Origin of the sequence: uncultured Veillonella sp. (genome assembly GCF_900545795.1) — a bacterium.
Lineage (GTDB): Bacteria > Bacillota > Negativicutes > Veillonellales > Veillonellaceae > Veillonella_A.
In genome coordinates, this window is sequence record NZ_URAR01000002.1 from 136785 (window position 1) to 162949 (window position 26165).

At 39.0% G+C, this 26165-nt stretch carries 23 protein-coding genes; 16 read left to right on the top strand and 7 right to left on the bottom strand.

The features are described from left to right. Positions 1–99 precede the first annotated feature (99 nt). From rph to QZR90_RS02115, 5 genes are all read left to right on the top strand, one after another. Positions 100–846 (top strand): ribonuclease PH, encoded by a 747-nt coding sequence (gene rph / locus QZR90_RS02095; RefSeq protein ID WP_295788227.1) that lies wholly within the window; start codon positions 100–102, stop codon positions 844–846. Beyond that, complete coding sequence (locus QZR90_RS02100) at positions 839–1423, top strand: XTP/dITP diphosphatase (RefSeq protein WP_295788229.1); 585 nt, start codon at positions 839–841, stop codon at positions 1421–1423. The genes rph and QZR90_RS02100 overlap by 8 nt, the downstream gene beginning before the upstream one ends. 26 nt (positions 1424–1449) lie before the next feature. Then, positions 1450–2010, top strand: coding sequence for a metallophosphoesterase (locus QZR90_RS02105; protein WP_295788234.1), 561 nt, complete (start codon positions 1450–1452; stop codon positions 2008–2010). Positions 2011–2137: 127 nt separating this feature from the next. Next, entirely contained in the window at positions 2138–2920 is a 783-nt protein-coding gene (speD, locus tag QZR90_RS02110) for an adenosylmethionine decarboxylase (protein WP_295788236.1), read from the top strand. Positions 2921–2930: 10 nt separating this feature from the next. Continuing rightward, positions 2931–4112: an NADP-dependent malic enzyme gene (locus QZR90_RS02115; RefSeq protein ID WP_295788238.1), complete on the top strand. Its 1182-nt coding sequence runs from the start codon at positions 2931–2933 to the stop codon at positions 4110–4112. Between the two features lie 132 nt (positions 4113–4244). On the opposite strand, the gene QZR90_RS02120 is transcribed toward QZR90_RS02115, so the two are convergent. From QZR90_RS02120 to QZR90_RS02130, 3 genes are read right to left on the bottom strand one after another with little or no spacing between them, the layout of a single operon-like run. Continuing rightward, positions 4245–5588, bottom strand: coding sequence for an S-layer homology domain-containing protein (locus tag QZR90_RS02120; RefSeq protein WP_295788240.1), 1344 nt, complete (start codon positions 5586–5588; stop codon positions 4245–4247). Positions 5589–5621: 33 nt separating this feature from the next. After that, positions 5622–7328: a glycosyltransferase family 39 protein gene (locus tag QZR90_RS02125; protein ID WP_295788243.1), complete on the bottom strand. Its 1707-nt coding sequence runs from the start codon at positions 7326–7328 to the stop codon at positions 5622–5624. A 16-nt stretch (positions 7329–7344) separates the two neighbouring features. Next, complete coding sequence (locus QZR90_RS02130; RefSeq protein ID WP_295788245.1) at positions 7345–8856, bottom strand: S-layer homology domain-containing protein; 1512 nt, start codon at positions 8854–8856, stop codon at positions 7345–7347. 598 nt (positions 8857–9454) lie between these two features. On the opposite strand from QZR90_RS02130, the gene QZR90_RS02135 reads away from it, so the two are divergent. The 4 genes from QZR90_RS02135 (at position 9455) to QZR90_RS02150 (ending at position 14027) form a co-directional block, all read left to right on the top strand. After that, entirely contained in the window at positions 9455–10192 is a 738-nt protein-coding gene (locus QZR90_RS02135) for a (Fe-S)-binding protein (protein WP_295788248.1), read from the top strand. Positions 10193–10211: 19 nt separating this feature from the next. Continuing rightward, positions 10212–11651: a LutB/LldF family L-lactate oxidation iron-sulfur protein gene (locus QZR90_RS02140; protein ID WP_295788251.1), complete on the top strand. Its 1440-nt coding sequence runs from the start codon at positions 10212–10214 to the stop codon at positions 11649–11651. 15 nt (positions 11652–11666) lie between these two features. Next, on the top strand, positions 11667–12377 hold the full coding sequence (locus QZR90_RS02145; RefSeq protein WP_295788253.1) for a lactate utilization protein C: 711 nt from the start codon (positions 11667–11669) through the stop codon (positions 12375–12377). 216 nt (positions 12378–12593) lie between these two features. Further along, complete coding sequence (locus QZR90_RS02150) at positions 12594–14027, top strand: cation:dicarboxylate symporter family transporter (RefSeq protein WP_295788256.1); 1434 nt, start codon at positions 12594–12596, stop codon at positions 14025–14027. 64 nt (positions 14028–14091) lie between these two features. On the opposite strand, the gene QZR90_RS02155 is transcribed toward QZR90_RS02150, so the two are convergent. Beyond that, on the bottom strand, positions 14092–14841 hold the full coding sequence (locus tag QZR90_RS02155; protein WP_295788260.1) for an IclR family transcriptional regulator: 750 nt from the start codon (positions 14839–14841) through the stop codon (positions 14092–14094). A 217-nt stretch (positions 14842–15058) separates the two neighbouring features. On the opposite strand from QZR90_RS02155, the gene QZR90_RS02160 reads away from it, so the two are divergent. The 4 genes from QZR90_RS02160 to QZR90_RS02175 are packed head-to-tail and all read left to right on the top strand — an operon-like array spanning position 15059 to position 19839. Beyond that, positions 15059–16249 carry a CaiB/BaiF CoA-transferase family protein gene (locus tag QZR90_RS02160; RefSeq protein WP_295788263.1) on the top strand — a complete coding sequence of 397 codons (1191 nt, stop codon included), beginning with the start codon at positions 15059–15061 and terminating at the stop codon, positions 16247–16249. 35 nt (positions 16250–16284) lie between these two features. Further along, positions 16285–17238, top strand: coding sequence for a hydroxymethylglutaryl-CoA lyase (locus QZR90_RS02165; RefSeq protein WP_295788265.1), 954 nt, complete (start codon positions 16285–16287; stop codon positions 17236–17238). 35 nt (positions 17239–17273) lie between these two features. Beyond that, complete coding sequence (locus QZR90_RS02170) at positions 17274–18413, top strand: amidohydrolase family protein (RefSeq protein ID WP_295788267.1); 1140 nt, start codon at positions 17274–17276, stop codon at positions 18411–18413. Positions 18414–18432: 19 nt separating this feature from the next. Then, positions 18433–19839: a DASS family sodium-coupled anion symporter gene (locus tag QZR90_RS02175; protein WP_295788269.1), complete on the top strand. Its 1407-nt coding sequence runs from the start codon at positions 18433–18435 to the stop codon at positions 19837–19839. Between the two features lie 120 nt (positions 19840–19959). On the opposite strand, the gene QZR90_RS02180 is transcribed toward QZR90_RS02175, so the two are convergent. The 3 genes from QZR90_RS02180 to QZR90_RS02190 all read right to left on the bottom strand — a co-directional run bounded on the left by QZR90_RS02180 (position 19960) and on the right by QZR90_RS02190 (position 22145). After that, positions 19960–20199: a hypothetical protein gene (locus QZR90_RS02180; RefSeq protein ID WP_295788271.1), complete on the bottom strand. Its 240-nt coding sequence runs from the start codon at positions 20197–20199 to the stop codon at positions 19960–19962. Positions 20200–20585: 386 nt separating this feature from the next. After that, positions 20586–21362 carry an ABC transporter permease gene (locus QZR90_RS02185; protein ID WP_295788273.1) on the bottom strand — a complete coding sequence of 259 codons (777 nt, stop codon included), beginning with the start codon at positions 21360–21362 and terminating at the stop codon, positions 20586–20588. A gap of 12 nt (positions 21363–21374) precedes the next feature. Next, on the bottom strand, positions 21375–22145 hold the full coding sequence (locus QZR90_RS02190; RefSeq protein WP_295788275.1) for an ABC transporter ATP-binding protein: 771 nt from the start codon (positions 22143–22145) through the stop codon (positions 21375–21377). A 428-nt stretch (positions 22146–22573) separates the two neighbouring features. On the opposite strand from QZR90_RS02190, the gene QZR90_RS02195 reads away from it, so the two are divergent. The 3 genes from QZR90_RS02195 (at position 22574) to QZR90_RS02205 (ending at position 26078) form a co-directional block, all read left to right on the top strand. Further along, the gene (locus QZR90_RS02195; protein WP_295788277.1) at positions 22574–23389 is read left to right on the top strand and encodes a nitroreductase family protein; all 816 of its coding nucleotides are present in this window, start codon (positions 22574–22576) and stop codon (positions 23387–23389) included. Between the two features lies 1 nt (position 23390). Beyond that, positions 23391–24611 (top strand): threonine ammonia-lyase, encoded by a 1221-nt coding sequence (gene ilvA, locus QZR90_RS02200; RefSeq protein WP_295788278.1) that lies wholly within the window; start codon positions 23391–23393, stop codon positions 24609–24611. A gap of 81 nt (positions 24612–24692) precedes the next feature. Further along, a complete protein-coding gene (locus QZR90_RS02205) occupies positions 24693–26078 on the top strand; it encodes an amino acid permease (RefSeq protein WP_295788280.1) in 1386 nt (461 codons plus the stop codon). Positions 26079–26165: the final 87 nt, after the last annotated feature.

Here is a 26165-nt window from a genome sequence, read left to right on the forward strand (position 1 = left end):
GGTTTATATAATCTGTAAAATGGGCAGGTAAAATTAAAGTTTGCATTTCTTCATATGGTATAATATAAGTCGAAGAATTTATTATTAGGAGTGACAATTATGAGAATTGATGGCAGAACATCGGATATGATTCGACCTATAAAAATTACGCGCCATTTTACAGCCTATGCAGAAGGCTCAGTATTAATAGAATGTGGTAACACTAAGGTGCTTTGTAATGCTTCGGTGGAGGCAAAAGCACCGCGCTTTATGAAGGGCGAAGGTCGTGGTTGGGTGACCGCTGAGTATTCTTTATTACCGAGAGCGACGCAGACTCGCAATAGCCGTGAAGCAGCCAAGGGCAAACAGTCAGGTCGCACTGTAGAAATACAGCGCCTCATTGGTCGCGCTTTGCGTGCTGTGGTGGATTTAGACGCCTTAGGTGAACATACGATTACCTTGGACTGTGACGTAATTCAAGCTGATGGCGGTACCCGTACCGCCGCTATTACAGGTGCTTTTGTGGCTTTGGTTGATGCGGTAGACAGTTTATACAATGGAGAAGGACCATTCCCAGTGCGGGATTACTGTGCAGCTATTTCCGTAGGCATTGGTGAAGAAGGACCTATTACTGATTTATGTTATGAAGAAGATAGCCAAGCTGTAGTGGATATGAATGTAGTTCGCACGGGAGCAGGCAATCTTATTGAAGTACAAGGCACTGGTGAACATGGTACGTTTAGCCGTGCAGAATTAAATACCTTATTGGACTTGGCAGAACAAGCTACTGATACATTGATGTCAGCGCAACGTGAGGCTCTTGGTGATGTAGCTCGGCTTATTGGAGTAGGGACAAGGGATGAGTAGATTAGTTGTAGCAACCCATAATAAGGGTAAAATCCGTGAATTTAAAGCCGCCTTTGAAGCCTTAGGCCTTGACGTGGTAGGCGTAGGTGAGCTAGTTAATGTGCCAGAACCTGTTGAAGATGGCGAGACCTTTTTAGATAATGCGCGCATCAAAGCTAATTATTATATGAAGGCAACAGGTTTACCTTGCTTGGCCGATGATAGTGGCTTAGCTGTCGATGTATTAGGTGGTGAGCCAGGGGTTCATTCTGCTCGTTATGCGGGGGACGCTTGTGATGATGAGGCGAATAATCGTAAGCTCATTGAAAATCTACAGGCCATTCCATTCGAAGAGAGAACTGCTCATTATGTGTGTGAATTGGCCTTAGTGTATCCTGATGGCCGCGAGTTTACTGCTCGAGGTACTTGCTCTGGTTTAATTCAAGATAAGCCAGTCGGGGACGGGGGCTTTGGTTATGACCCTTATTTTTATCTACCTGATGTAAAGCAGACTATGGCGCAAATTTCATTAGAAGAAAAGAATAAGCGCAGTCATCGGGGCTTGGCGCTAAAAGAATTATTGGCAAAGATGAAATAATTTTTAGATTAAAGGAGGTGAGTTCAATGACGGACGTGCGTTTTACGACGGCTGATAGGACAGCGGAGGAGTCGAAAGACGAGGTCTTTGGTCGAATAGGCATAATCAGTGATACCCATGGCTATTTAGATGTAGTAGATGACATCATTGAACGCACAGCCTTATGGGATGTAGATTTATGGCTACATGCAGGAGATTATGGTGATGATGCGCGCTATATGGCAGGCTTAGTCGATGTGCCAGTTATAGCTGTGCGCGGCAATAATGACAGAGAAAAGCCTTTAGAGCCAAGAGAGCAGTTGATACCATATAAGGACACATATATTTATATGACTCATGGTGATCAATTTTATCCTTATAATCGGACGGCGGAAATTATTTCCTTGGGCCGATCTATGGGAGCATCGCTTTGCGTGGCAGGGCATTCACATCATCATGGCTCTTATGATGCATCAGATTGTCTATTTGTTAATCCTGGCAGTCCGGCCTTGCCGCGGGACAAATCAGGCGGTACAATTGCATTGGCTACGTATGATAATGGCAAATTTACCGTTCAATTTTATTATATGAACGAAAATAATTGGTAGTTAAGGCCTTTGGTGAGCTATGCACCTAGTGGGATAATACATGTCCTATATGCATAGTTCGCTTGAATATAAAGAAAATTTTCGATATAATGGTTATGAATTCAATTGAGGAAGGTGTAACGACGCTATGGAAACATCCGTGAAGCCAATAAAAAAGATGAAATTATATGGCTTTAATAATTTAACAAAGACCTTGAGCTTTAATATTTATGATATTTGCTATACTCGCTCAGAAGAAGAGAAAAAAGAGTATATTAAATACATAGATGAAGTATATAATGCCCAGCGGTTGACGGATATTTTAACGGAAGTGTCTCACATTATTGGTGCTAATATCCTTAATGTGGCTAAACAAGATTATGATCCGCAAGGTGCGAGTGTAACAATTTTGATTTCAGAAGATGAAATTGAGAAGGAAGATGTGGTGTGCCATCTTGATAAGAGTCATTTGACAGTTCATACCTATCCAGAAAGCCATCCATATCGTGGTATTAGTACATTCCGCGCCGATATTGATGTGTCAACTTGTGGGCAAATTTCTCCATTGAAGGCACTAAATTATCTGATTAGTAGCTTCGATTCTGATATTATCAGCCTAGACTATCGCGTACGTGGTTTTACGCGTGATATGCAGGGTAAAAAGATTTATATCGATCATCGCATTAATTCAATTCAAAACTTCATTGAATCAAAGACAAAGAATTTATACAATATGATCGACGTAAATGTGTATCAGGAAAATATTTTCCATACTAAAATGATGTTAAAAGAATACGATATTAATAACTATCTTTTTGGTATTACCGAAGATGATTTAACTCCAAAAGAACGGAAGCATATTAATCAACTATTACGACAAGAAATGGCCGAAATTTTCTATGGCCGTAACTTGCCAAGCTTAAAATTATAGGAGGCTTAACATGGGTGTACGTGAAGAAGCAGTTCAAAAGAAATTGGAATTAGGTGGATTTTTAACAACTGGCACAAAATATCCATTGAAGGATAGTCATGATTTGTCAGTAGCATATACGCCTGGTGTAGCTGAGCCTTGTTTGCGTATTAAGGAAAAAGAAGAATTATCCTTTGATTTAACTTGCCGTGGCAATATGGTGGCCGTTGTATCTGATGGTACACGCGTACTTGGCCTTGGTGATATTGGAGCGGCCGCAGCCATTCCTGTAATGGAAGGTAAATCTTTATTGTTCAAACGCTTTGGCAATGTAGATTGTGTGCCTTTAGTTCTTGATACAAAAGATACAGAAGAAATTATTCGCACTGTAAAATTGGTGCAAAAAAACTTTGCTGGCATTAACTTAGAAGATATTTCATCTCCTAAATGCTATGAAATCGAAAATCGCTTAAAAGAAGAGCTTGAAATTCCCGTATTCCATGATGATCAACATGGTACAGCTATCGCTTGCTTAGCAGGTGTAGAAGCAGCTCTTCGATTTGTAAAAAAAGACCTTAAAAAGGTTAAAATCGTTGTAAATGGTGCTGGTGCAGCTGGTGCTAATATTGCGCGCTTATTGTATCTTGCAGGAGCTCGCGACATTACATTAATGGTAAGCTCTGGCGTATTAAACAAAGACTACAAGCGCCTTGATCCATTACAAGCTGAACTTATTAAATTGCTTGGTCAAGAGGAAAAAACTGGTACTTTAGAAGAAGTAGCAAAAGGTGCTGACGTATTACTAGGCGTATCTGCAGCTGGTGCTTTCACCGAAGAAATCCTCAAAAATCTCGCAGAAGACTCCATCGTATTTGCTATGGCTAATCCAGTGCCAGAAGCTATGTATGATGTGGCTAAGAAATGTGGCGTTCGTGTAGCTGGTACAGGTCGCAGTGATGCACCTAACCAGATTAACAATGTAAACGTTTTCCCAGGTGTATTCCGCGGCGCTATTGACGTTCATGCATCTAAAATTAATGATGAAATGAAATTGGCAGCTGCTGAAGCATTAGCTAATCTTGTAGCTGATGAAGATCTTCGTGAAGACTATGTAGTAGCTAATGCTTTTGATGAACGCGTGCCGTTAGCAGTGGCTAAGGCCGTAGCTGAAACAGCAATCAAAACAGGCGTAGCTCGCAAAGCCATTAAATAATAGAAAATAGCATAAAAAAGAAGTTCCCTTATCTTATCGAACACAGCTGCTTCGCAGTGATGGTCGCGATAATAAGATAAGGGAACTTTTTTGTTAATTTGTTCTACGCTTTTATTTTTTTATTATGATTTTTTACTCATTTTCAGGTAAAGCAAATACCACTTTAGTTCCAAATTGTTTACTCAAATTCTTCTGCCCTACGTCGCTCAATTGGTCGACGGTTACTACTAAGCCGTTCACATTCTTATTAGGTGTAACGGCTAGGATGGAGCCAGCGCGCTCTTCCTGGTTGTATGCATAGGCTGCATCGATTTGAAGTTTGTTGAGCTCTACCTCGTTTAGGCTGCCATTTCTAACTTCCACATTTTGCACTAGGTCCTTATCTTTAGAGAAGGCTAAGGCGGCGCCAAATGCTTTGGCGTCACTACCACTTTGGAAGGCTACAATGAGCTTATTATCTTGCCAAAAGAGGGCGCCATGAAGTCTAAACACATAGCTTTTGCCAAAGGTTTTTTCGATGAGGGCTAAGGTTTTATTTTGAATCTGTTGATGCAAAATAGTTTCACGTAAATGGAGCGCTTCTTTACTGTTAGTAATGCGATACGTGATTTCAGTGGCTTCAGCACGGGTAATGTACTTTTCTGGATTAAATAAATTATGTGGTTGATAATTTAAGAAACCGAGGAGTGCTAATTCTTTTACAGCCTCTTGAGCCCAAGGCGCCACGAATTTTTGATCACTAAAGTGAATGTCTTCTTCGTTTACATAATTATCTGACTCATAGCCTAAGTAGTGGATGTAGTTATCGGCTACAACGGCAAACTCTTGGCGAGACATAAATTTTTCAGGTCGATATGTATTATCTCCATAGCCGCTAATAATATTGAGGCGTGCTACGCGCTCAATGGCATTGGCAGACCAACGATCAGACGTAATATCTTTAAAGCTACTAGAGAGCATAACCGTATTTTGCTCTGACACTAAATTGCTAAATAGTGCAGCTACTTCTTCGCGTGTAATTGGTTTATCTGGTTTAAAGGTACCATCATTATAGCCAGATATGAGCTGTTTATTAGTCATTACAGCAATGGAGGTAGCAGCCCAGAAATCGCTTGGCACATCAGTAAATGTATATTTACGGGCTTCTTCAAACATAGCAGAATTATCACTACTTAAGCTGTTGGGGCTAGTGCCAAAGATTTTCTGGTTCCTTTCTACTGTAGATTGAGGCTCTTCATTTGTAGCCGTGCGACTCGCTTTATCCATAGCTTGTGTAGTATTCACATTAGTGTAGTAATTAGAGAGCAAAGGACTCAAAGTTGTTTTTTCTGGTGCTTTTGTAATCGTTACAGCTTGAGCTGATTCTTCGGCTTCATCGGTTACATTGGGGGTTGCACTATAAACAAAGCTATGAGATACGCCGAGGGCTAATGCCAAGGCGATCATTTTTCTTACGTGATTCTTTGATAAAAACATAAGGTACTCCTCGATAAATAGAGATAAATTATATTATTTGGCCATATAAATAATTATATTACCTAAGCGACCCCATTCATAGGTTCTAGGGGCCAAAGCAGTGGCTGTAAAATTGCTATTATATTTATTGGGTACCAGTATAATGTAATCAGATTCATTAGCTGTTTTCTCTACTGCACCTTCTATGGTGGTGGTAGGCATTACATTCTTTCCTTCGCTCCAAAGGTCATTTTCTGCCTCAGGGGCGATAATTTGTGTTACTGGATGGCCGCTATAATAGACTAATGAAGTTCGATAGTCTCGGTAGTAATAAACTTGTGTTGAGGCTTCGAGAGGGAGAATTTGCGCTAACTCTTTAGTAGATGCTTGTTGCACTAAAGGGGGCAATAAATTCAATAAGACTAAATAGAATAAGCTAATACTAATAGCTGTGCCGGCGAAGATGTTTTTTACACTGTGTCGTCGATACGAGGCTACTAATGGCAATAAGAGTAAGCTTAAGGCCACTAAAATGACAAATACTGCATGCCACAAATTGTCTGGCATTGGTGAGGTCATAGTAGGCTCTGAAGCTAGCGTATAAACCAAAATGATTAGACCTGGTGTGGTAATAGCTAATAAAGGAATGAATAAGAGTTTAGCTATTAATTTTACATTCGCTGCATGGGTAGACGGTATTGACTCCTCATCTGTACTTCCTTGGCCATGAACACCACATAATCGCAAGCCCCCTTGTGCCGTTATGACAGCAAAGGGAATTAAACATAGAAAAGTATATGTCAAATATTTGGTGGCCATTAGATTATAGAAAATGAATACTCCTAGGCCCCAAGTGAGGGCATAGGCAGTCCAATGACGGGACTCTTTATGGCGAATGATTTGTACTAGCTCATAAACGGTCAGACCCGTCCATGGAAAAATGGAAACAGGCGCTATGAGGAAATATAAATACCACCAATTTTGCTCAGGATGTTCTGGTATGGTAGCGCGCACATAATTGTGCAGGCCTAAGAATTCGTCAATGAAATTCATGCCGTGAATATTGTACATTACAACATACCACGGAAGGGCTACGATAGAGAAGGCTAATAAGCCTAATGGGGCAAAGAGTAAGGCTAAATTTTCTTTCTTGCGATTAAAAAGCAGCACATAGAGTAATAGAATAAGTCCTGGTAAAATGAGCCCAATAGGTCCTTTGGTGAGGACGGCTAAGGCTGCACAAATATAGGCAAAGGTGAACTGCTTCTGACTTTGTAATTGAAAGCCCTTATAGGCAAAAAAGAAAATGCCCTGTGTAAATAAGAAGAGGAAGCCATCCGTCAATACGGCGTGGCTAATATACCAAAATTCTAAGGAGGTCCCCAGTATAATGGCGCTCCACAAAGCGAGGCGCACCCGCTTGAAGAGGGTGCGCACGCCAAGATACATGACTAGGCCATTTAACATAGCACAAATGGCAAAAGGGAATCGGGCCGCAAAATCTGACACGCCAAAGAGCTTGAAGGAGGCAATAAGCATCCAATATGTCCAGATGGGCTTATCATACCAATACACATCATAAATCATCGGTGAGATGTAATTATTATGCTCCATCATGGTAAGCGCAGTTAAGGCATAGTTGGATTCCACCGTATCTGTCATGGGGAAGTTCCAAGTAAATAATAGGTAAGAGATTAATAGCCATATGCCGAGGAAGCCTATATAGCGATACTCCCGAGGATATAGGTTTGATCGTTTCATTATGGCGCTCTCCTTATTAACTTTCTAATACGAATATATGAACTTTAGTACCAAAGGCATTTTTAATAGAATCATTCATATATTCAAAACTTTTATTTACAGTAACAATGAGTTGATTGTGTAATACTGATGGATATGCACTCAACACAGCACCAGCTGGTTGTTTTTGGGCGTAGTATTTACGGAAATTCGCTTCAATACGGTCATATTCTGCTTGACTGTATTTAGTAGACTCAAGGACTACAGAGTCTTTAAGTGTTTTGCCGCTTACTTTGTCTACCGATTTATCATCAGCAATGTTTTCTTCCAATGTATCTAAATCATCAGCACTCTTCAAGGCTACATGTAATTGATTATCTTGCCAGTACATAACGCCATAATTTTGGAAATTAGCCGGTGTTTTATATAAACCGTTTAATTTCTTGAAGATGCGGTTTTCAAGGGATACTTTGGCTGCATCAGTAGTAGTTACAGCGCTTTCTTTAGTAGTTGTTGTTTTACTTGGTGTAGCATTATTTTGTGACTTAGTTTCAGCTGCAGTTGTTTTTGCAGAATCTACATTAGCTTCTACTTTAGTATCAGCTTTAGCATCAGTCTTAGTCGCTGCTGCAGTGCCGGTTTCGTTAGTCACTGTTGTAACCGTTTCTGGTGCTTCTACAGCCTTTGGTGCAGGAGCTACTTCATTATGCTTGATGCGGTATAACATAGTAACAGCTTCAGCGCGTGTTATGAATTCAGTTGGTCTAAATTCTAAAGTTTTTCCAGAAGAAATAAAACCTTTAGAAGCTAAGATGCCAATAGATTCTTGATACTCGCTGCTAATGTCAGATGCATCACTAAAGTTTACTGCCGCTTCTAATTCTTTAGCGACTGTTTTTTTACTTTTTTCTTTTTTATCTACTACACCAGTGGCTACTTCTTCTAAATCACTTTTGTATTGTGCGTAGGTAGCAGCTGTTTGAGCAAACTCTTGGCGAGTGATTTTGCTTTCCCCAGCAAATGGCGCTAGTAATGTTTCACCAGTAACAGCCTTAGGCTCTTTCACAGTTTTCTTTTTATTCGCTTTGTATTTATTAGCTACTGTGTTGGCAATATCAGTTTTAGTCACAGCAATTAACTTGTTGTAAAGCGCTTCGGCATCAGCAGTGGATAAGGCTTCGTCAGGTTTGAATTCACCTTCTCCTGGGCCTTCTAAAATACCTGATTTAACGAAGTCATTAATATACGGCTTAGCCCAATGGTCTTTAACATCTTCAAAGGTAATAGCTTTTTCCGCTTCTACAGCAGCTTTCGCATCGGCTATGCTCTGTGCATTGCGTTGGCTTGCAATGGCAGCAGCTTTTTGATCAGCTGCAGTTGGTTTTTTAGTGAGTACTTTCTTGGTCCCATCTGTGTTGACTAAAGAACTTACAGCCGTTACATTTTGAGCTGTTTGGTCCACTGTATCGGCTAAGCTTTGATTGGCATACAGTGAAGTTGTGAATAGAGTAGCCCCTAAGATGGCTAAACGTAAAGAACGTGATAACATATACAATCTCCTTTCGTGTTTGATGATATAGCACAATTTATATTTTGTGCTTCATGCTATAACACAATTCATGGAAAATTAACAATTATGCAGTATAAATAAATTCCCGCAGTAATTATGATAAAATAATATAAGCAAAATAGTTGTTGGAAATAGGTTGATAATACTCTATTTGAGATATAAAGTACCTAATTTCAACTAGTTTGATTATATCATGAAGTGCAGTCTCTTTAAAGGCAGAGATAGGTGTTGAGGCACAATTTCTAAGGGCTTTTGTTGTTTTATGTAGGAGATGGCTATTAGGAAGTTATGATAATAATTATCGCTTTTACTTATATTGATGATAGTTATTACTTTTTTGCATAAACTATAACCTGATTGCTAATATCGCAATTATTTGGACAATATTTTTTATATTCTATATAATGTTAGTAGTGATTTCCGTGCGAATTTGAAAAAATATGTCTATGGATCGAATGAATCAAGATATAATAGAGTTTCTATGAATCGATTGCATCGATAGTAAATAGAATATCTTATACGCAAGTGTGGGTAATCAATCATTGTAAGTACGTAGAAGAGATGAGGATGTGAGGAAATGAAAATTCATTTATTTTCACAATGTTTAATTGACATGTTTTATCCCCATGTGGGAATGGCCGGCGTACAGGTGTTAGAACGTTTAGGCTGTGACATTACAGTGCCTAAGAAGCAAGTATGTTGCGGACAAATGTTTATGAACTCTGGTTATGATCAAGCGGCAAAAGCAGCGATGAAAAATACGATTGAAGTATTTGAAGATGCTGACTATATTGTAAGCTTATCTGGTTCTTGCGCGTTCGCCATTCGCGAAGAGTACACTCATGTATTAAAAGATGAGCCAGAATGGTTAGATCGTGCAGCTAAATTGAGTGAAAAGATTTATGAATTCACTGAATTTATTGTTGGCGTATTAGGTGTTACTGATGTAGGTGCTGTATTCAATGATAAAGTAACCTATCATAAGTCTTGCCACGTAACACGTCTCATGGGTGTTAAAGAACAACCGATGAAATTATTAGAAAATATTAAAGGATTAGAATACTTGCCAATGCATCGCGCTGAACGTTGCTGTGGTTTTGGCGGTACCTTTACTGTAAAAGAGCCTGAAATTTCTGCTGTTATGACACGCGAAAAAGCAATGACTATTTATGAATCTGGCGCTAATGTAGTAGCTGGTTCTGACCAAGCTTGCCTTATGAACATTGAAGGTATGCTTGATCGCTTATATAAAGATGGCGAAATTGACCGTCATATTCGCGTAATGCACATTGCTGAATTATTGAACTGTCGCTAGTCGTTAGGAGGAACTAAAAATGGCTATTTTATATGATCAACGCCCGTTTAAAGAACGCGTTAACGATGTTCTTGCCAATGACTTCAAAGTGAAGGCCATTCAAAAGGCGCAAGACGTATTCTATGAAAAACGTAAAACACTTGTAGATCAAGTACCTGAATGGGAAGAATTCCGCGATGAAGCTGCGGATCTTCGCGACCATGTACTTAGCAATTTAGACTATTACTTAAATCAATTTGCTGAAAATGCTACTAAAGCAGGCGCTATTGTACATTTTGCTAAAGATGCAGAAGAAGCGAATAGCTATGTAATGGATGTAGTGCGTGAAAAGAATGCTAAAATGGTCGTAAAAGGTAAGACTATGGTGTCTGAAGAAATAAGCCTTAACGAGCATTTAATGGAAGCTGGCGTGGAAGTTAATGAAACTGACTTGGCAGAATTTATTCTTCAAACAGCTGATTGGAACCCACCATCTCATATCGTAGTGCCAGCACTTCATTTCTCTCGTGACCGCATTCGCGATACCTTCCATGAAAAATTAGGCTATGAAGGTACAGAAGACCCAGAAGAAATGACACGCTTCGTACGTAAACGTATTCGCGATCGTTTCCTTCGCGCTGATATCGGTTTTACTGGCTGTAACTTTGCTGTAGCTGAAACGGGCTCTATTACTATTGTTTCTAACGAAGGTAATGGCCGTATGAGTAGCTCCATGCCTAAGACTATGATTTGTCTTATGGGTATGGAACGTTTAGTACCTGATTTTGCAGGTCTTGATGTTATGATGGAAATGTTGATTCGCTCTTCTGTAGGTGCGAAGATTTCCAACTACTTCTCAGTTATCACTGGCCCAGCTAAACAGGGTGAAGCAGATGGTCCTGAAGAACTTCACATCATCATTATCGACAATGGTCGTTCCAATATTTTAGGTGGCGAGTTTAATTCCATGCTTCGTTGTATTCGCTGCGGTGCATGTATGAATATTTGCCCAGTATATCGTCATATTACAGGTCATGCATATGGTTCTATTTATCCAGGTCCAATGGGCGCTGTATTGACTCCATTACTTGTGGGCTATGAAAAAGCTGGCGATTTACCTTATGCATCTACACTTTGCGGTGAATGTTGGGAACATTGTCCAGTTAAGATTCCACTCCATGAATTACTTCGTAAGCATCGCGTAAATATTGCCGATAAAGCTGATTTACGTCCAGCTGCAGAAAAAGCTATTTTCAATACAGTGGCTACTGTATTTAGTAACTCCTTCCTTTTCGACTATGGTACTAAACTTGGTGCCCTTGGTATGAAATTAATGAGTAAAAACGGTCAAATGGCTGATTGGACTAAACTCCTTCCAGTTGTTGGTGGCTGGGTAAAAGCTAAAGACATGAATACCTTGAAACTCAAGAAATTCCGTGATGTATATGCTGAATATGAAGCTAGTAAAAAACGTAAGTAAGGGAGAGACATAACAATGGATGAAGCAAAACGTAAAGCATTTTTTAGCCGTATTTCTCATGCGTTAGGTCGTAAAGAGATTCCTTCTTATGTGGTGCCATTTCCTTATGAACAAGGTCCTCAGGCCAACATGTACTCTGAGCTTTCGCATGAACAAGTAGTTGATATGTTTAAGGTGGAATGTGAAAAAGTAGGTACTAAGTACATTACTACTGATAAAGCACATCTTGTAGAAACCTTATTAAATGAAATTAAAGCTCGTGGTGGTGGTAAAGTTATTTACCCATCTTCTAAATTAGCTGAAGAGTATAAATTAGAAGAAGCTTTTAGCAAAATAGATCCTCAAGAAGCTACTTTCTTTAAATGGGTCGGTGCTAATGGCCGCGATGCTAATATTGATGAAGCAAAGGTAGCTGAAATTGGCATTACTTTCCCAATTGCTGGTATTGCTGAAACAGCAACTGTTATTCAGCCAAGCAATGAAGAAAGTGGTCGCTCCATTGGCTTATTACCACTTTGTCATATTGCTATTATTGATACGAAGACAATTATGCCTCGTATGACACAAACTATGGCTAAATTGACTGAAGTATATAAGGAAAATCCTGAAGGATTCCCTTCTAATGTGGTTCATATTTCTGGTCCATCCAATACAGCTGACATCGAACTTGTTCGCGTTGTTGGTGTACATGGTCCAATCAATGTAACCTTTATTTTAGTCGACTAAGTTTGACTTTTTAAAAGTTAATACCTCTGTGAAGAGATAGAATGTAAAATGCTGTAGCAACTAATTTTAGTTGCTACAGTTTTTTGTTATAACATATACGTATAGTGAAATTTAGATATTTCTTTATGATTTTATACTAGAACAGTAGGAAATTAGATTGACTTATGTTATAATGATTCAGTCACATTCACAATTGAATAGTTAGGAGGAACGGAATTGGATATTCCATTTTTTCAACAGTTTTTGATGATTAGCAATTTAACAAGTGTGCTAATTATCGCAGTATTTGCAGCTTTATTAGGTTTCATTTACTATTTACAGCGTCAAAAGGTTGCATTTGGTAATCTAGTAATCATTGGCACTATTCTTGGTGCTGTGCTTGGTTTCTTTGTACAATTTATTGCAGGATTCCCAACAGATCCAACTAAAGTTGTATTTATCAAAGAAAGCACAAAATGGTTCTCCCTTATCGGTGGCGGCTTTATTGATTTAATCTTGATGCTTGTAATTCCATTGGTATTTATCTCTATTATCCATGTTATTTTAAACATGAATCGTAGTGCCGACCTTAAGAAGTTGGTTACTTCCACAGCTGCTGTAGCGCTTATTATGGTTGCTATTGCTGCCGTAGTAGGCTTGGCTTTAGGTACGGTGGCTCACTTAGGTGAAGGCATGGCCTTAACCGGTGGTACACCAGCTAAAATGAAGGATGTAACACCAGTGGTAGATACAATCCGTGCGTTAATTCCTAAAAATCCTGTGGCCGCGATGGCGAATACAAGTGTTATTGCAGTTGTAGTATTTGGGGTTATTATTGGCGGTATTGCTCGTTTGATTAAACAAACTGGTACAAGCAATCTTGAACTTGTTACAAAATTCTTTAACGAATTGCATTTGATTATTTCCTGGGTAGCTGATTTTGTTATCGGTTTAATGCCTTATGGCGTATTAGCTCTATTAGCTAGCACGATTGCTACTAAAGGCTTCCAGGCCATCGCTGACATGGGCCTCTTCGTAGTGCTTATTTATGTAGGCGTTATTATCATGTTGATTGTACAATCTATTTTACTCATGATGTTTGGCGTGAACCCAGTTATGTATTTCCGTAAAGCAAGAGCACCATTGTTCTTAGCCTTTACGTCTCGTTCCAGCATGGGTGTATTGCCACTTACGGTAGATACCTTGACGAAACGTTTAGGTGTTAATGCAGCGACTGCTAATACAGTAGGTAGCTTTGGCACTACCGCTGGTATGCAAGGTTGTGCTGGTATTTTCCCGGCTCTCTGTATTGTTTACATCGCCCGCGTTGCTGGTGTAGAGCTTGATTTAACTATGTATATCATGAGCGTTATCGTAATCGCTCTTGGTTCTTTGGGTATTGCGGGTATTCCTGGTACAGCGACTATGGCCGCTTCGGTATCTTTATCTGGTACAGGCCTTGGTGCTTTCTATGGCATGATTTCCCCAGTACTTGCTATCGACCCAATTATTGATATGGGCCGTACAATGCTTAATGTAAGCGGTTCTATGACTAATGCTATTGTTGTAGATAAACTTATGGGCACTTTTGATAAAGAGGCGTTCAACGATGAATCCACAGTGGATCGTCCAGTAAGCAATAAGCAAGAACCAGCGCATGTAGATGCGTAAATAATTGCATATGAAACAAACCCCTATGAGGTCCATTTGAGGATGGAGTTCATAGGGGTTTTTGTTATTTATTATCTATGTTTGACTCATTTTGTATTGCATTAGAGATTTCTTGACCAAAGTGGATTACTGCTGCGATTTTGCTTTGAAGATCTTTGTCCAAGAGTCTATTAGTAGGTCCTGAAAGTGAGAGTGCTGCCAAAATCGTGTTATTTAGTCCCAAGATGGGAACTGCAATGGCAGAGACGCCTTCAGCACGTTCACTAGAACTAATGGCGTATCCATCGTGTTGGACTTGTTGGATAGTTTTTTCCCACTGAGGAAAATCGTCAAGTAAAATTGTTTGCTGGGTTGTTTTAGGTTCATACGCTAATAGAATTTTTCCAGTGGCGCCTTGATTAATATCATATTTATCGCCGATACGTATGACTTGTCGTAATGAGTTAGTACTTTCAAGGCGTGTGATGCAAATTCGCTTATTGCCTTCGCGAATGTAAATGCTAATACTTTCATTTACCTCTTCTCTTAGTTTACTCATGATTGGTAGCGCGAGATTTTTTAGTCTTTCTATAGCAGAGCCAGTTCCTAAACTTCCTAAATACATCAATTTAAGACCTAGAGAAAATTTTTTGTTTTCATGGCGAATTAAAAAGTGTCTAGATTCTAATGTTTTTATAATTCGATATGCAGTGCTAGGGGATTGCTGCGTTAAGTCAGCTAATTCAGTTAACGATAACTCTTGCTTTGATTCAGAGAAACATTCAAGTATATCAAGTGCCTTGTCTAAAACTTTAACTTTGCTTTCAGTAGCCATTATGACTCCTTTTAATAAAATATATCCGATATTAACTCCATTATACTATGAATTTTTCAATTAACAAAAATTTTACATTGTGAAATAATAAATTGAATATTTGTCTGTATGTGGAATAGTAAAATTCTTGTAATTGAATAGATAAAATGGTAATATCTAGTTAAAGAATTTCTTATTGTAAAAACTTAATTTCACAATATAGAAAGAGGTGCGAGACATGAAATTATTAGAAGGAGTAAAAGTACTAGATTTATCTACAGTTATTGCAGCTCCCTTTGCAGCAGGTTTAATGGCAGATTTTGGAGCTGAAGTAATTAAGATTGAAATGCCTAAGGGGGGCGACCCATTTAGACGGCTAGGTCCTTATCATGAAGGGACACCTATGCGTTGGGCTAATACTGGGCGAAATAAAAAATCTATCACTCTTGATTTGCATAAGGATGAAGCAAAGCAGATATTTTTAGAAATGGTAAAAAAAGCCGATGTGGTAATTGAAAACTTTAGAACTGGCACATTAGATAAATGGGGAATCGGTTATAGTGAAATGAAAAAGCATAATCCTAATATTATTTTGACTCATGTAACCGGATATGGGCAGACTGGACCAAATGCTAAAATGGCTGGTTTTGGAACACCAGCCACAGCATTTTCAGGGATGACATTTATTACTGGCTATCCAGATAGACCGCCAGTGAGTCCATCTTTTTCTCTAACTGATTATATTGCAGGTTTATATGCTACGTTTTCAACTATGATGGCTTTATACCATAGAGATGCATTACATGGTAAAGGGCAAGAAATAGACGTAAGTTTGTATGAGAGTGTTTTTAGATTTATGGAAATTATTTGTGCGGAATATGATAAAAATGGTCGTATTAAACAACGCTCTCCAAAATTATCAGGTTCATCAAGTCCGGGAGGAACGTATGAGACGGCTGATGGTAAATGGGTAGTATTAGTTTGTAGTACAGATAGGACTTGGGAATACTTAACTACGGCTATGAAGCAAGAAGAATTGAGAGAACATCCACATTTTAAAACAATGAAGGATCGAGTACAAAATGATACTGAAATCGATGGCATTGTTAGAGCGTGGATAGGTTCATTGCCATATAAAAAGTTACAAGAGGTAGCAAAGGAGGCAGGTGTTCCTGTAAGTTTAGTTTATGATGCGGAAGATATTTTTAATGACCCACAATACAAATTTAGAGAAAATATTGTAGAAGTGCCATATGAACCATTAGGGTCGATTAAAATACCAGGGATTGTACCTAAGTTTAGCGAAACACCAGGTGAAATTAAATGGGCAGGTGTAGAGTTAGGTGCACATAATGAAGAAGTTTATGGAGAATGGTTAGGATTAACAGCTGCAGAATTAGAAGTGTTGAAGGCTAATGAAGTGATTTAATATAAATTGAATCAAGTGGAAATAAGGTGATATATATGAATATTTCTAAGAAAGTTATACTATGTGAAGTTGGTATGCGTGATGGTTTACAAAATGAATGCAAGCAACTGACAACAGACGAAAAAGTTGAATTAATTAACTTAATTTCAGAAGCAGGCTACCCTATTGTTGAAGTGGGCTCTTTTGTTAGTCCCAAAGCAGTACCACAGATGGCAGATACAGATGAGGTATTTAAACGAATAACACGTAATCCTAATACTGAGTATAGAGCATTAGTTGTAAATACAAGAGGCGTTGATCGTGCTATTGAATGTGGATGTACAAAGATAAAGTTAAATGTATCGGCAAGTAGAGCACATAATTTGGCTAATCTAAATTGCACTCCTGAAGAGACTGTTAGTCGTTTCTCTGAAGCAGTAGAAAAAGCAAAATTAAATAAAATAGGAGTATCTGGTTCTATATCAATGCCTTTTGGTTCACCTTGGGAATCTAAAATTTTAGTAGAAGATGTAAAGAGAATTATTGAGGCCTATCTCGCATGTGGAGTAAAAGAAATTAGTTTGTCTGATACATCTGGCATGGCTAATCCTTTGCAGGTGTATACATTGGGAAAAGACATTAAAGAGGCATATCCAGAGGTAAAATGGATTTTACATTTCCATAATACTAGAGGTATGGCATTGGCCAATGTGTTTGCAGGGATGCAAGCTGGTTTAGATTGTTTTGATGTTGCCTTTGCCGGATTAGGTGGCTGTCCATTTGTACCTGGTGCAGCTGGTAATTTATCGGCCGAAGATACCTTGCATATGCTTGATGAACTTGGAATAGAAACTGGGGTGGATATTTCTAAAGTTTTAAAAATTGGTAACTATATTAAATCTTTAATTGAGCATCCAGTTGATAGTTATGTCTTAAGAGCGGGGCGCTCTAAAGATTTGATTAGGGAGTTACCTAAAGGGCAGGGAAAAAATAATACACAGAAAAAGTAGTGTGATGCTATTAATAGAGTAGGTGGTGTATATATATGAAGCAAAGAGATATTTTAATTACTAATGGCTATGTGATTGATCCGAAAAACGGAGTGAAGCAAATTAGAGATATTTATATAAAAGATGGGCGTATAGTAGGTGATAAAGAACTGCTAGAAACGCCATTGGAAATAAATGCAACTGGATTAATTGTAACTCCTGGATTAATAGATTTTCATGCTCATGTATTTCCTAAGGTTACAGAAATAGGACTTGAACCCGACTTATACTTTATTCCACAAGGCGTTACTACTGTTGTAGACCCAGGTAGTTCAGGTGTATCTAATGTTCAATCATTTATTGAAAATGTAGTGATTAAAAGTAAAATTCGTGTATTTGCTCTTTTGAATGTTTGTTCTACTGGACTGGGAACTATGCAATTTCATGAGAATGTGGATCCTAAATATTGGGATTTAAATCAAATTAAGAAAGTCTTTGAAATGTGGCCGAACATCATTAAGGGGCTGAAAATACGTTTTAGTAAGAATCTTGTCGGAGATTTGGAAGAACGTCCATTAGTTGAGGCCGAAAAGCTAGCAAGAACTATAGGGACACATTTAGCTGTACATACAACTGATGCACCTTTATCCCAAGGAAGTGTAGCATCTATATTAAAAACTAACGACATATTTGTACATTGCTTTCAAGGTACAGGCAATACGATATTAGATGACAATCAACAGGTGTTAGAAGAAGTCAAAGTTGCTCAAGAAAAAGGCGTAATTATGGATGCATCAAATGGAGGAAATCATTGGTCTTTTGATGTAGCTAGTAAAGCTATAAAGGACGGATTTATGCCAGATATTATATCTACTGACTTGACTATTAAGACTATTTTTAAAGATCCGGTGTTTTCTTTACCTTATATCATGTCTAAATATTTAGCTTTAGGCTGCTCTTTAGAAAGTATCATTGAGCGATGTACATTAAGGCCTGCTCAATGGTTGAATCTGGCTGATGAAATAGGGCATTTAGGTGTAGGGGCAATAGCAGATATAGCTGTATTTTCTTTAGAAAAGCGGAAAATTACATTTAGTGATACTCGTGGGGTAAAAAAAGAAGGACAAGAAATATTAACGCCTCAACTTACTATAGTGGGGGGAGATATTGTTTATAGGGGGTTGTCGTCAGTGTAGAGGATAAAGGGTGATAATTATGGATACAATCAAATTGATAAAATGGAGCGCTTTAATTATATTAGCTAGTATCATTTATTTTTTTCCACCACCAGAAGGCCTTACCTCTGCAACTATGCATATTTTGGCGATTTACTTGGCGGCTATTATAGGAATAATAATACGACCAGCTGGGGAGTCTGAGGTTCTTGTTATAGTAGCTGGCATTGGAAGTGTATTCGTGGGCCCAGCACCGGTACTTAACGGATTTGCAACAACTACTGTTTGGTTAGTTTTTATTGCATTTTTAATTGGTATGGCTTTTATTCAGACTGGAATTGGGAAAAGAGTTTCATATATCTTAATTGGCCGCTTTGGTAAAAGTTCTATGGCTTTAGGTTATATCATGGCGTTAGTTGATCTACTAATTAGTCCAGCAACTCCATCAAATACTGCAAGGTCAGGTGGGGTTATTTATCCTATCTTTCAAAGTATTTCTACTACTTTAGGTAGTGAGCCTAATTCAGGGCGTAAAAAAATAGGGGCTTATTTTACTATGCTACAAGGCCTAATTAGTTTTACAACTGCAGGAATATTTATAACGGCTTGTGCTCCTAATTTAATAACAGTAGATTTTGCAAAGAAGGTTATGGGGGTAGACATAACTTGGGGCAACTGGGCTTTAGCTATGATTGTGCCTGGTGTAATTATTCTTTTATTGACACCTTTATTTTTATATAAAATTTATCGACCTGAAATTAAAGGTATTGATAATTTTAAAGAGTTAGCTAGAAAAGGGGTAGACGAGCTAGGTCCAATGAAGTTGAATGAGAAGGTTCTTTTAATTCTATTTATTTTAGCGGTATTAGGCTGGGCTTTTGGTAGTACTCTAAAATTGAACTCTACTGCAGTTGCTTTAGCGTTCTTTGCGTTGGCATTATTGTTTAATCTGTTTAGCATCAAAGATGTATTACATAATAAAGGCGCTTGGAATACCTTTTTATGGTATGGAATTATTTGCGGTTTGTCGGCATCGTTAGCTAAAGAAAAATTTTTCGTATGGTTAGCTAAATGGATGCAGTCGAGTATCCCGGTTGAGTCTATTGATATGATTTTTATTCTAGGGATTATTATATTTGTTTGCATTGCTATGCGATATTTATTTGCATCTATGGCAGCTTTTGTTACGGCATTTGTGCCAGTTGCATTTACTATTGGCGTAGCAGGTAATATATCTCCATATGTTTTAGCATATATGGTAGCTGCATGTACTGCTTACGGCTGCAGTTTGACTCATTATGGGGGGGCTTTAGGGCCGATTCTTTATGGTACTGGTTATGTGACACAGAAGGAGTGGTGGCAGATAGGCTTTGCTTACACATTGTTGAATGTGTTGGTTTACTTTACAATAGGTTTATCTTATTGGAAATTTATAGGCCTGTGGTGAGAATAAGATTATTTACTATACATTAACTCTTAACTAAAAAGACTCCCTAGTTAATCCAATGTTCTACGAACGGATATACTAGGGAGTTTTTTTGTTAATTGTGGGATATATAGTAAATATTTATTTAAATATAGATAATGTACTTAATTGCCCTCTTAGATTAATAATATCCCAAGGTAAATATTCTGCAATGGAGAGTCCTACTAGGTCCGCAATTTGGCTGGCGTCATGGATTAGGCGTACTATTTGGGCTAGTTTCATTTCGCCTACTGCATAGTCTACGGGGCCTTGATGTGGCTTGTTGCATAATAAACTTCTAAAATCTTGCGGGGATAGGACATCAAAATCTAAGTGTACCATAAAGTGTTTAATATGTTGTTCCTTAAACCAGGTAGTGAGGGCTGTACTAGAGTTTAAATTGTTTGGTGTAAGATAGGTGAGCTTTTATTTTATCACGGTCATGGCACAGTATTTCCTGTATTTCATGAATTGGATTTTAAGATTGAAAAATCACTCGTTACTGAGGCGTTTTCTCCTATGACTATTTGGCAATTTAAGCGAAGTGATTTTAAACATATGTTGGAAACTACACCGGATCTTAATAATGCACTCTTATCTTGGTATGCTCGGTATGTAAATTTATTGATTTTCAAAACCAGAGTTTCTCTTTCATAGGGAGGCGTTTTTTGTTTTCTTCTTATATATCCTGCCACACGTAATTATATGGATTATAAGGTGCTAATTTGTTATAAGGTGTTAATCTGTTTTCGTTTATTGTACAAGGTGCGACTTCCGAAGTATAACAGTCCAAAGGAGGCTAGGCACACGCAGCTACAATTGGCGATCATGATAGTGCTTTGGTATAATACGGCCTCATTTGGTAAGGCCCCCGCAAGGATTTGCCCCGTCATCATGCCAGGGAGTGCCGTAATGCCCATGCCGACCATGGAGTTCATAGTAGGCAAGAAGGCTGTTTCTAAGGATTGATTAATAAATGGATGTAAGATTTTACGAGGATGAGCCCCAATATTTAATAGTACTTCAATTTGGTGACGATTACTGTCTAAGGCTTCTTTAAACGCTTTTAGCGCTAGCGTCGCACCGTTCATAGTAGCACTTACTAGCATGCCAGTTATAGGGATTACATATTGAGGAACTAAGGCATCTTTGCGAATAACTACTAATAGCATGAACGCACTGATTAAGACGCAGGTTAAAAAGACGGCAAAGCCAACGATCCACTGGAAACGTCGATTGAGCCAAGGGCTTCTATTTAGTGTTCGATAAATAGCAAAGCCAATCATCAAGGTTAGATAGGCTAAGGTAAATATCGGCGAGGGTGATTGAAAGATATAGAGTAATACATAGCCTGCAATGATGAGCTGCACGCTCATTTGAATGGAGCCAAAGATTAAGTATTTAGTTTGGTCGATACCGCAATATTTAAAGACGGCGCCCACAATGAGCAAGAGAATGTAGGTGGAGAAAAAACCAGTTAACTCCATTGAAATTGATTCAGTCATATATAGGCCTCCTTACTTTTCGTGATAATTGGTTGAGCGATTAGTAGTTGAATCGATTGAGTGATTAGTAGCTTGACTGGTTGGATGATTAGTAGCTGGATTCGTGTCTAAGTCTACAATGGCCGTATCTTTTGTAATAGGACGGGCATTATCCTTAGTACCAGGAGGTGCCTGTAAGGTAATCGTATGGTCGCTAAATACAGGGTATAAGCTTTCGTCATGAGAGATAACGATGGAGGTTTTATTATAGCGCTTCATATAATTCCTTAGATTAGTGAAGAAGGCCACTGCTGTTTTAGCGTCTAAGGCGGAACTCGGTTCGTCCCATAAATACACACTGGCGTCGAAGGAGAGCATAATGGCATTGAAGACGCGCTGCCTTTCACCGCCGGATAAATAGGTAATGTCTTTTTCTACATCAAAGGGCACGATGGCTAAGGCCAAATAAAAGTTCATAGTATTCGTATCAGGTATAGGGGCTCCGCGATAGGTGTAGAATTTTTCAAAATTATCCTGTATAGTGCCTTCAAAGAGAAAGGCCTGTTGGCTGACCAATAATATTTGTTGACGTAACTCCAAGGGCTTTAGCTTTAATATGGATTCACCTCTAAAAAGGATCTTTCCGCTAGAAGGGGTGAGCGTATTATTTAGAAGATGAAATAGTGTGGTCTTACCACAACCACTGGGACCTTGCAAAAAGGTAATGGAGCCATCTGGCACTGACATATTTGGATATTTGATTTTATTTTGAAATGAAAGATTTGTCATAGTTAAAATATCCATGTATACCTCCTTGTAGTTAGACAATACATAATTAGACAACACAAAGTTACGGAACACAAAGTTACATAACATATAATTAGGCAACGCATGTGCAACACATAAATACATAAACACATAAGTACATAAATACGTAAATACATAAACAAATACTTATTACATGCGCATCACATACACAACATATACTTAAAACATAGTATACAGTTGAATTGCAATAGAATGATTTCATTTGTGTGATATAATCTTCATATAAAATAATAACGTATAATTATCATTATTGTCTATTAGTTGAGAGTGAAACTATATAAGAATTCGAAGTAGAAGATTTGTTGCCATATAGCTAAAAGCATAGTAAGGCACAGTGTGTGAATGTACAAATTTCAAAAATTAGCGTATAATCAGTAACGAACTATTTATTGGAGGGTTGTAGAATGAACTTTTCAGTGCGCACAGAAGTCTGTGTACGGTGTAATATGTGTGTGGCAGAGTGTCCCACAGGATTATTGATAATGACTGATGATGGGCCTGCAGCTGGTCGTGGCAGTTGTATTAAATGTGGCCACTGTGTAGCTATTTGTCCAACAGAAGCGATTGACTATGATTTGACGCCGCGAGCAGAGCAAACAAAAGTGGGCGATTATAAAGTACTTACGCCAGAAGAGGCAGAGCAATTTATGCGCTATCGCCGGTCCATTCGTATTTTCAAGGATAAGCAAGTGCCTAAAGAGGACATCATGCGTCTATTGGATATAGCGCGTATGGCACCAACTGGTTCCAATCGTCAAGGCGTGTCTTATCGTGTTATCCAAGATAAAGATACCTTGGCAGCCATTAGTCAGCATGTGATGGAATGGATGCATAAGATGGGGAAAGTGAATGGGCGCATGCGTTTATATGCGCGCAATGCTGATTGCTACAATGACACAGGGCGTGATTTTATCTTGCATAAAGCGCCTGCCTTAGTGTTGGCCTTGAGTAAGGCGACGGACACAGAAAGTGGTCATGATAATGGACATTTTGCTTTAACCTATGCAGAACTATTTGCACCAACCTTAGGTTTAGGGACTTGTTGGTCAGGTTTTGTGGAATTTTGTGCAGAAGCAGGCTATACGCCATTATTAGAAGCACTACAACTTCCAGAGGGATACAAAGTCGCAGGGGCGATTATGGTGGGGTATCCGCAATATAAATATCGTTATATGCCAGAGAGAGAGCCTTTAGAAGTCTTTTTTGATGAGGAGGTTTAAAATGGCACAAGCTATGGTTACATTGGACATGATTGAAGCAGCGAGGGAACGATTAAAAGGTGTGGCACAACGGACCGCAATTATGCAGTCTACATCGATTAGTCAGCGCTGTGGTTGCGAAGTGTATTTGAAAATGGAAAATTTTCAGCGCACAGGTTCTTTTAAATTGAGAGGTGCTTATAATAAAGTGGCCTCCCTGACTAATGAAGAACGGGCTTTGGGAATTGTGGCATCTTCTGCGGGGAATCATGCGCAGGGCGTAGCTTTAGCAGCTAAGGAATATGGTTGCAAGGCGACGATTTGTATGCCTTCCAATGCGCCTTTATCAAAGGTTGAAGCAACCTTAAGTTATGGTGCTGATGTAGTATTAGCTGGCGATTTTTATGCAGATGCCTATGAAGAGGCATGCCGTTTGCAAAAGGAAAAAGGCTATACATTTTGTCATCCTTTTGACGATCCAGTCGTTATTGCTGGTCAAGGGACGATTGGGTTAGAAATATTAGACGAAGTCCCTGATGCGGATGTAATTATCGTTCCCGTTGGGGGAGGCGGTTTAATTGCGGGCGTAGCAGCGGCAGTAAAAGCGATTCGTCCGTCTATTCGCGTTATTGGCGTACAAACGGCTAATATGCCATCTATGCAAGCGTCCATAGCGGAAGGTCATTTAGTGACTGTGCCAGCCAATAAGAGCTTGGCTGATGGGATTGCTGTAGGTACACCAGGGACATTGACGTTTCAATTAGTAGAAGACTATGTGGATGAAGTAGTAACGGTAACAGAGTCGGAAATTGCGGAGTCCATTTTGTTCTTATTAGAGCGTGTAAAAACTGCTGTAGAAGGCGCTGGTGCGTGTCCGGTAGCAGCTATGATTAATGATAAAATCGATGGCTTAGCAGGCAAGAAAGTAGTGGCCCTTGTCAGTGGTGGTAACATTGACGTGAATATGATTGACCGTATTATTAATAATGGCCTAGTTCAATCCTGGCGTCGCATTTACTTAGATGTAATTGTACAAGATAGACCGCATGTATTATCTACTTTGACTGGTTTAATTTCAGATACGAATGCCAATATTTTGAGTATATGGCATGACCGGAGTCAACGCGATATTGAAGTTGGCTATGTACATGTGGCCTTAGAAATAGAAACCATGGGCGAAAAGCATGTAAAAAATTTACAGCAAAAGCTAATCGATCATGGGTTCCCGGCAGTACTAAAATAATAGCAGAATAACTACCTACGGGCTTTGCTCGTAGGTAGCTTAAGTTTTACAAGTAGTATCATTTTTGAGGAGAAGTTTTTTATGGAGTCAGAACAATTAGGTCGTCATTTAAAGCCCCGTCATGTGGAGATGATTGCCCTAGGCGGGACTATTGGGGTTGGTTTGTTTATGGGGTCTGCCAGTACAATTCAAACGGCAGGCCCTTCCGTATTGTTATGCTATGCCTTTACGGGTGTGGTGATGTTTCTAATTATGCGGATTATGGGGGAGATGCTGTATTTAGAGCCAGTGCCAGGCTCGTTTGCTGCTTATGGCTATCGTTATATTTCTCCTTATGTGGGATTTATAACGGCCTGGTGTTATTGGTTTATGTGGATATCGGTGGGCATGGCAGAGGTTACAGCAGTAGGGATTTATATGAGCTATTGGTTCCCTGAGTTGCCACACTGGATATCGGCACTCGTAGGCATGGCGATTATTGTTATGGCCAATTTAGCGTCTGTTAAATATTACGGAGAGTTCGAGTTTTGGTTCGCCCTCATCAAGGTATCTACCATTGTATTTATGCTCGTAGTAGGGGCTGGTCTTATTTTATTTGGTTTTGGCAATGGCGGTGTAGCCATTGGATTTTCTAATCTATGGGCTCATGGGGGATTCTTTCCCCATGGCATTAGTGGCATGCTAGCGGCTATGTGCGTAGTGGCGGCAGCCTTTCAAGGCGTAGAATTAGTCGGTATTACTGCAGGGGAAGCGCAGAACCCTCGCCATACTTTGGTGAAAGCTGTTAAAAGCATTGTATGGCGCATTTTGATTTTTTATGTAGGCGCTATTTTTGTTATTCTCTGTATTTATCCTTGGAATGAATTGAGCTTTGTAGGAAGTCCTTTTGTACAAACGTTTTCTCGTGTAGGTATTGCGAGTGCTGCAGGGCTCATTAATTTTGTAGTACTAACGGCTGCTTTGTCGGGTTGCAATAGTGGTATTTATAGCTGTGGTCGCATGTTGTACACCTTGGCTAAAAATGGGCAAGCGCCTAAAATGTTTACTAAATTGTCTAAGTCTGGCGTACCGCGCAATGGCATTTATGTGTCCATGTGCAGTTTGGGCTTTGGCGTATTTTTAAATTACTTAATGCCTAATTCTGAACTCTTCCTATATATTTATAGTGCTAGTGTATTTCCTGCCATGGTGTCTTGGTTTGTACTCGCCGGGGCGCAGAAGAAGTTTAGAGAGCGTTGGGGTGCTGAAATTATTGCGAAACATCCATTTAAATCGCCTTGGTATCCGTATTCAAACTATTTTTGCTTACTCTTTTTAGTATTAGTGACTATTGGTATGTGGTGGAATGAAGATACGCGCTTATCGCTTATTATTGGATGGGCCTTTATTGCCATCATTACAGTAGCCTATTATGCAGCTGGCATATATAAACGACCTATTGTGCATGAAGAGTATAAGGGCGAGTAAGGCCCCTCTTTTCTAGTCTTCATTTATATGTTAGGATATATATAGTGGCGCTTGAGACGCCTGGGGGTATATTTTAGAAGAGAGAGG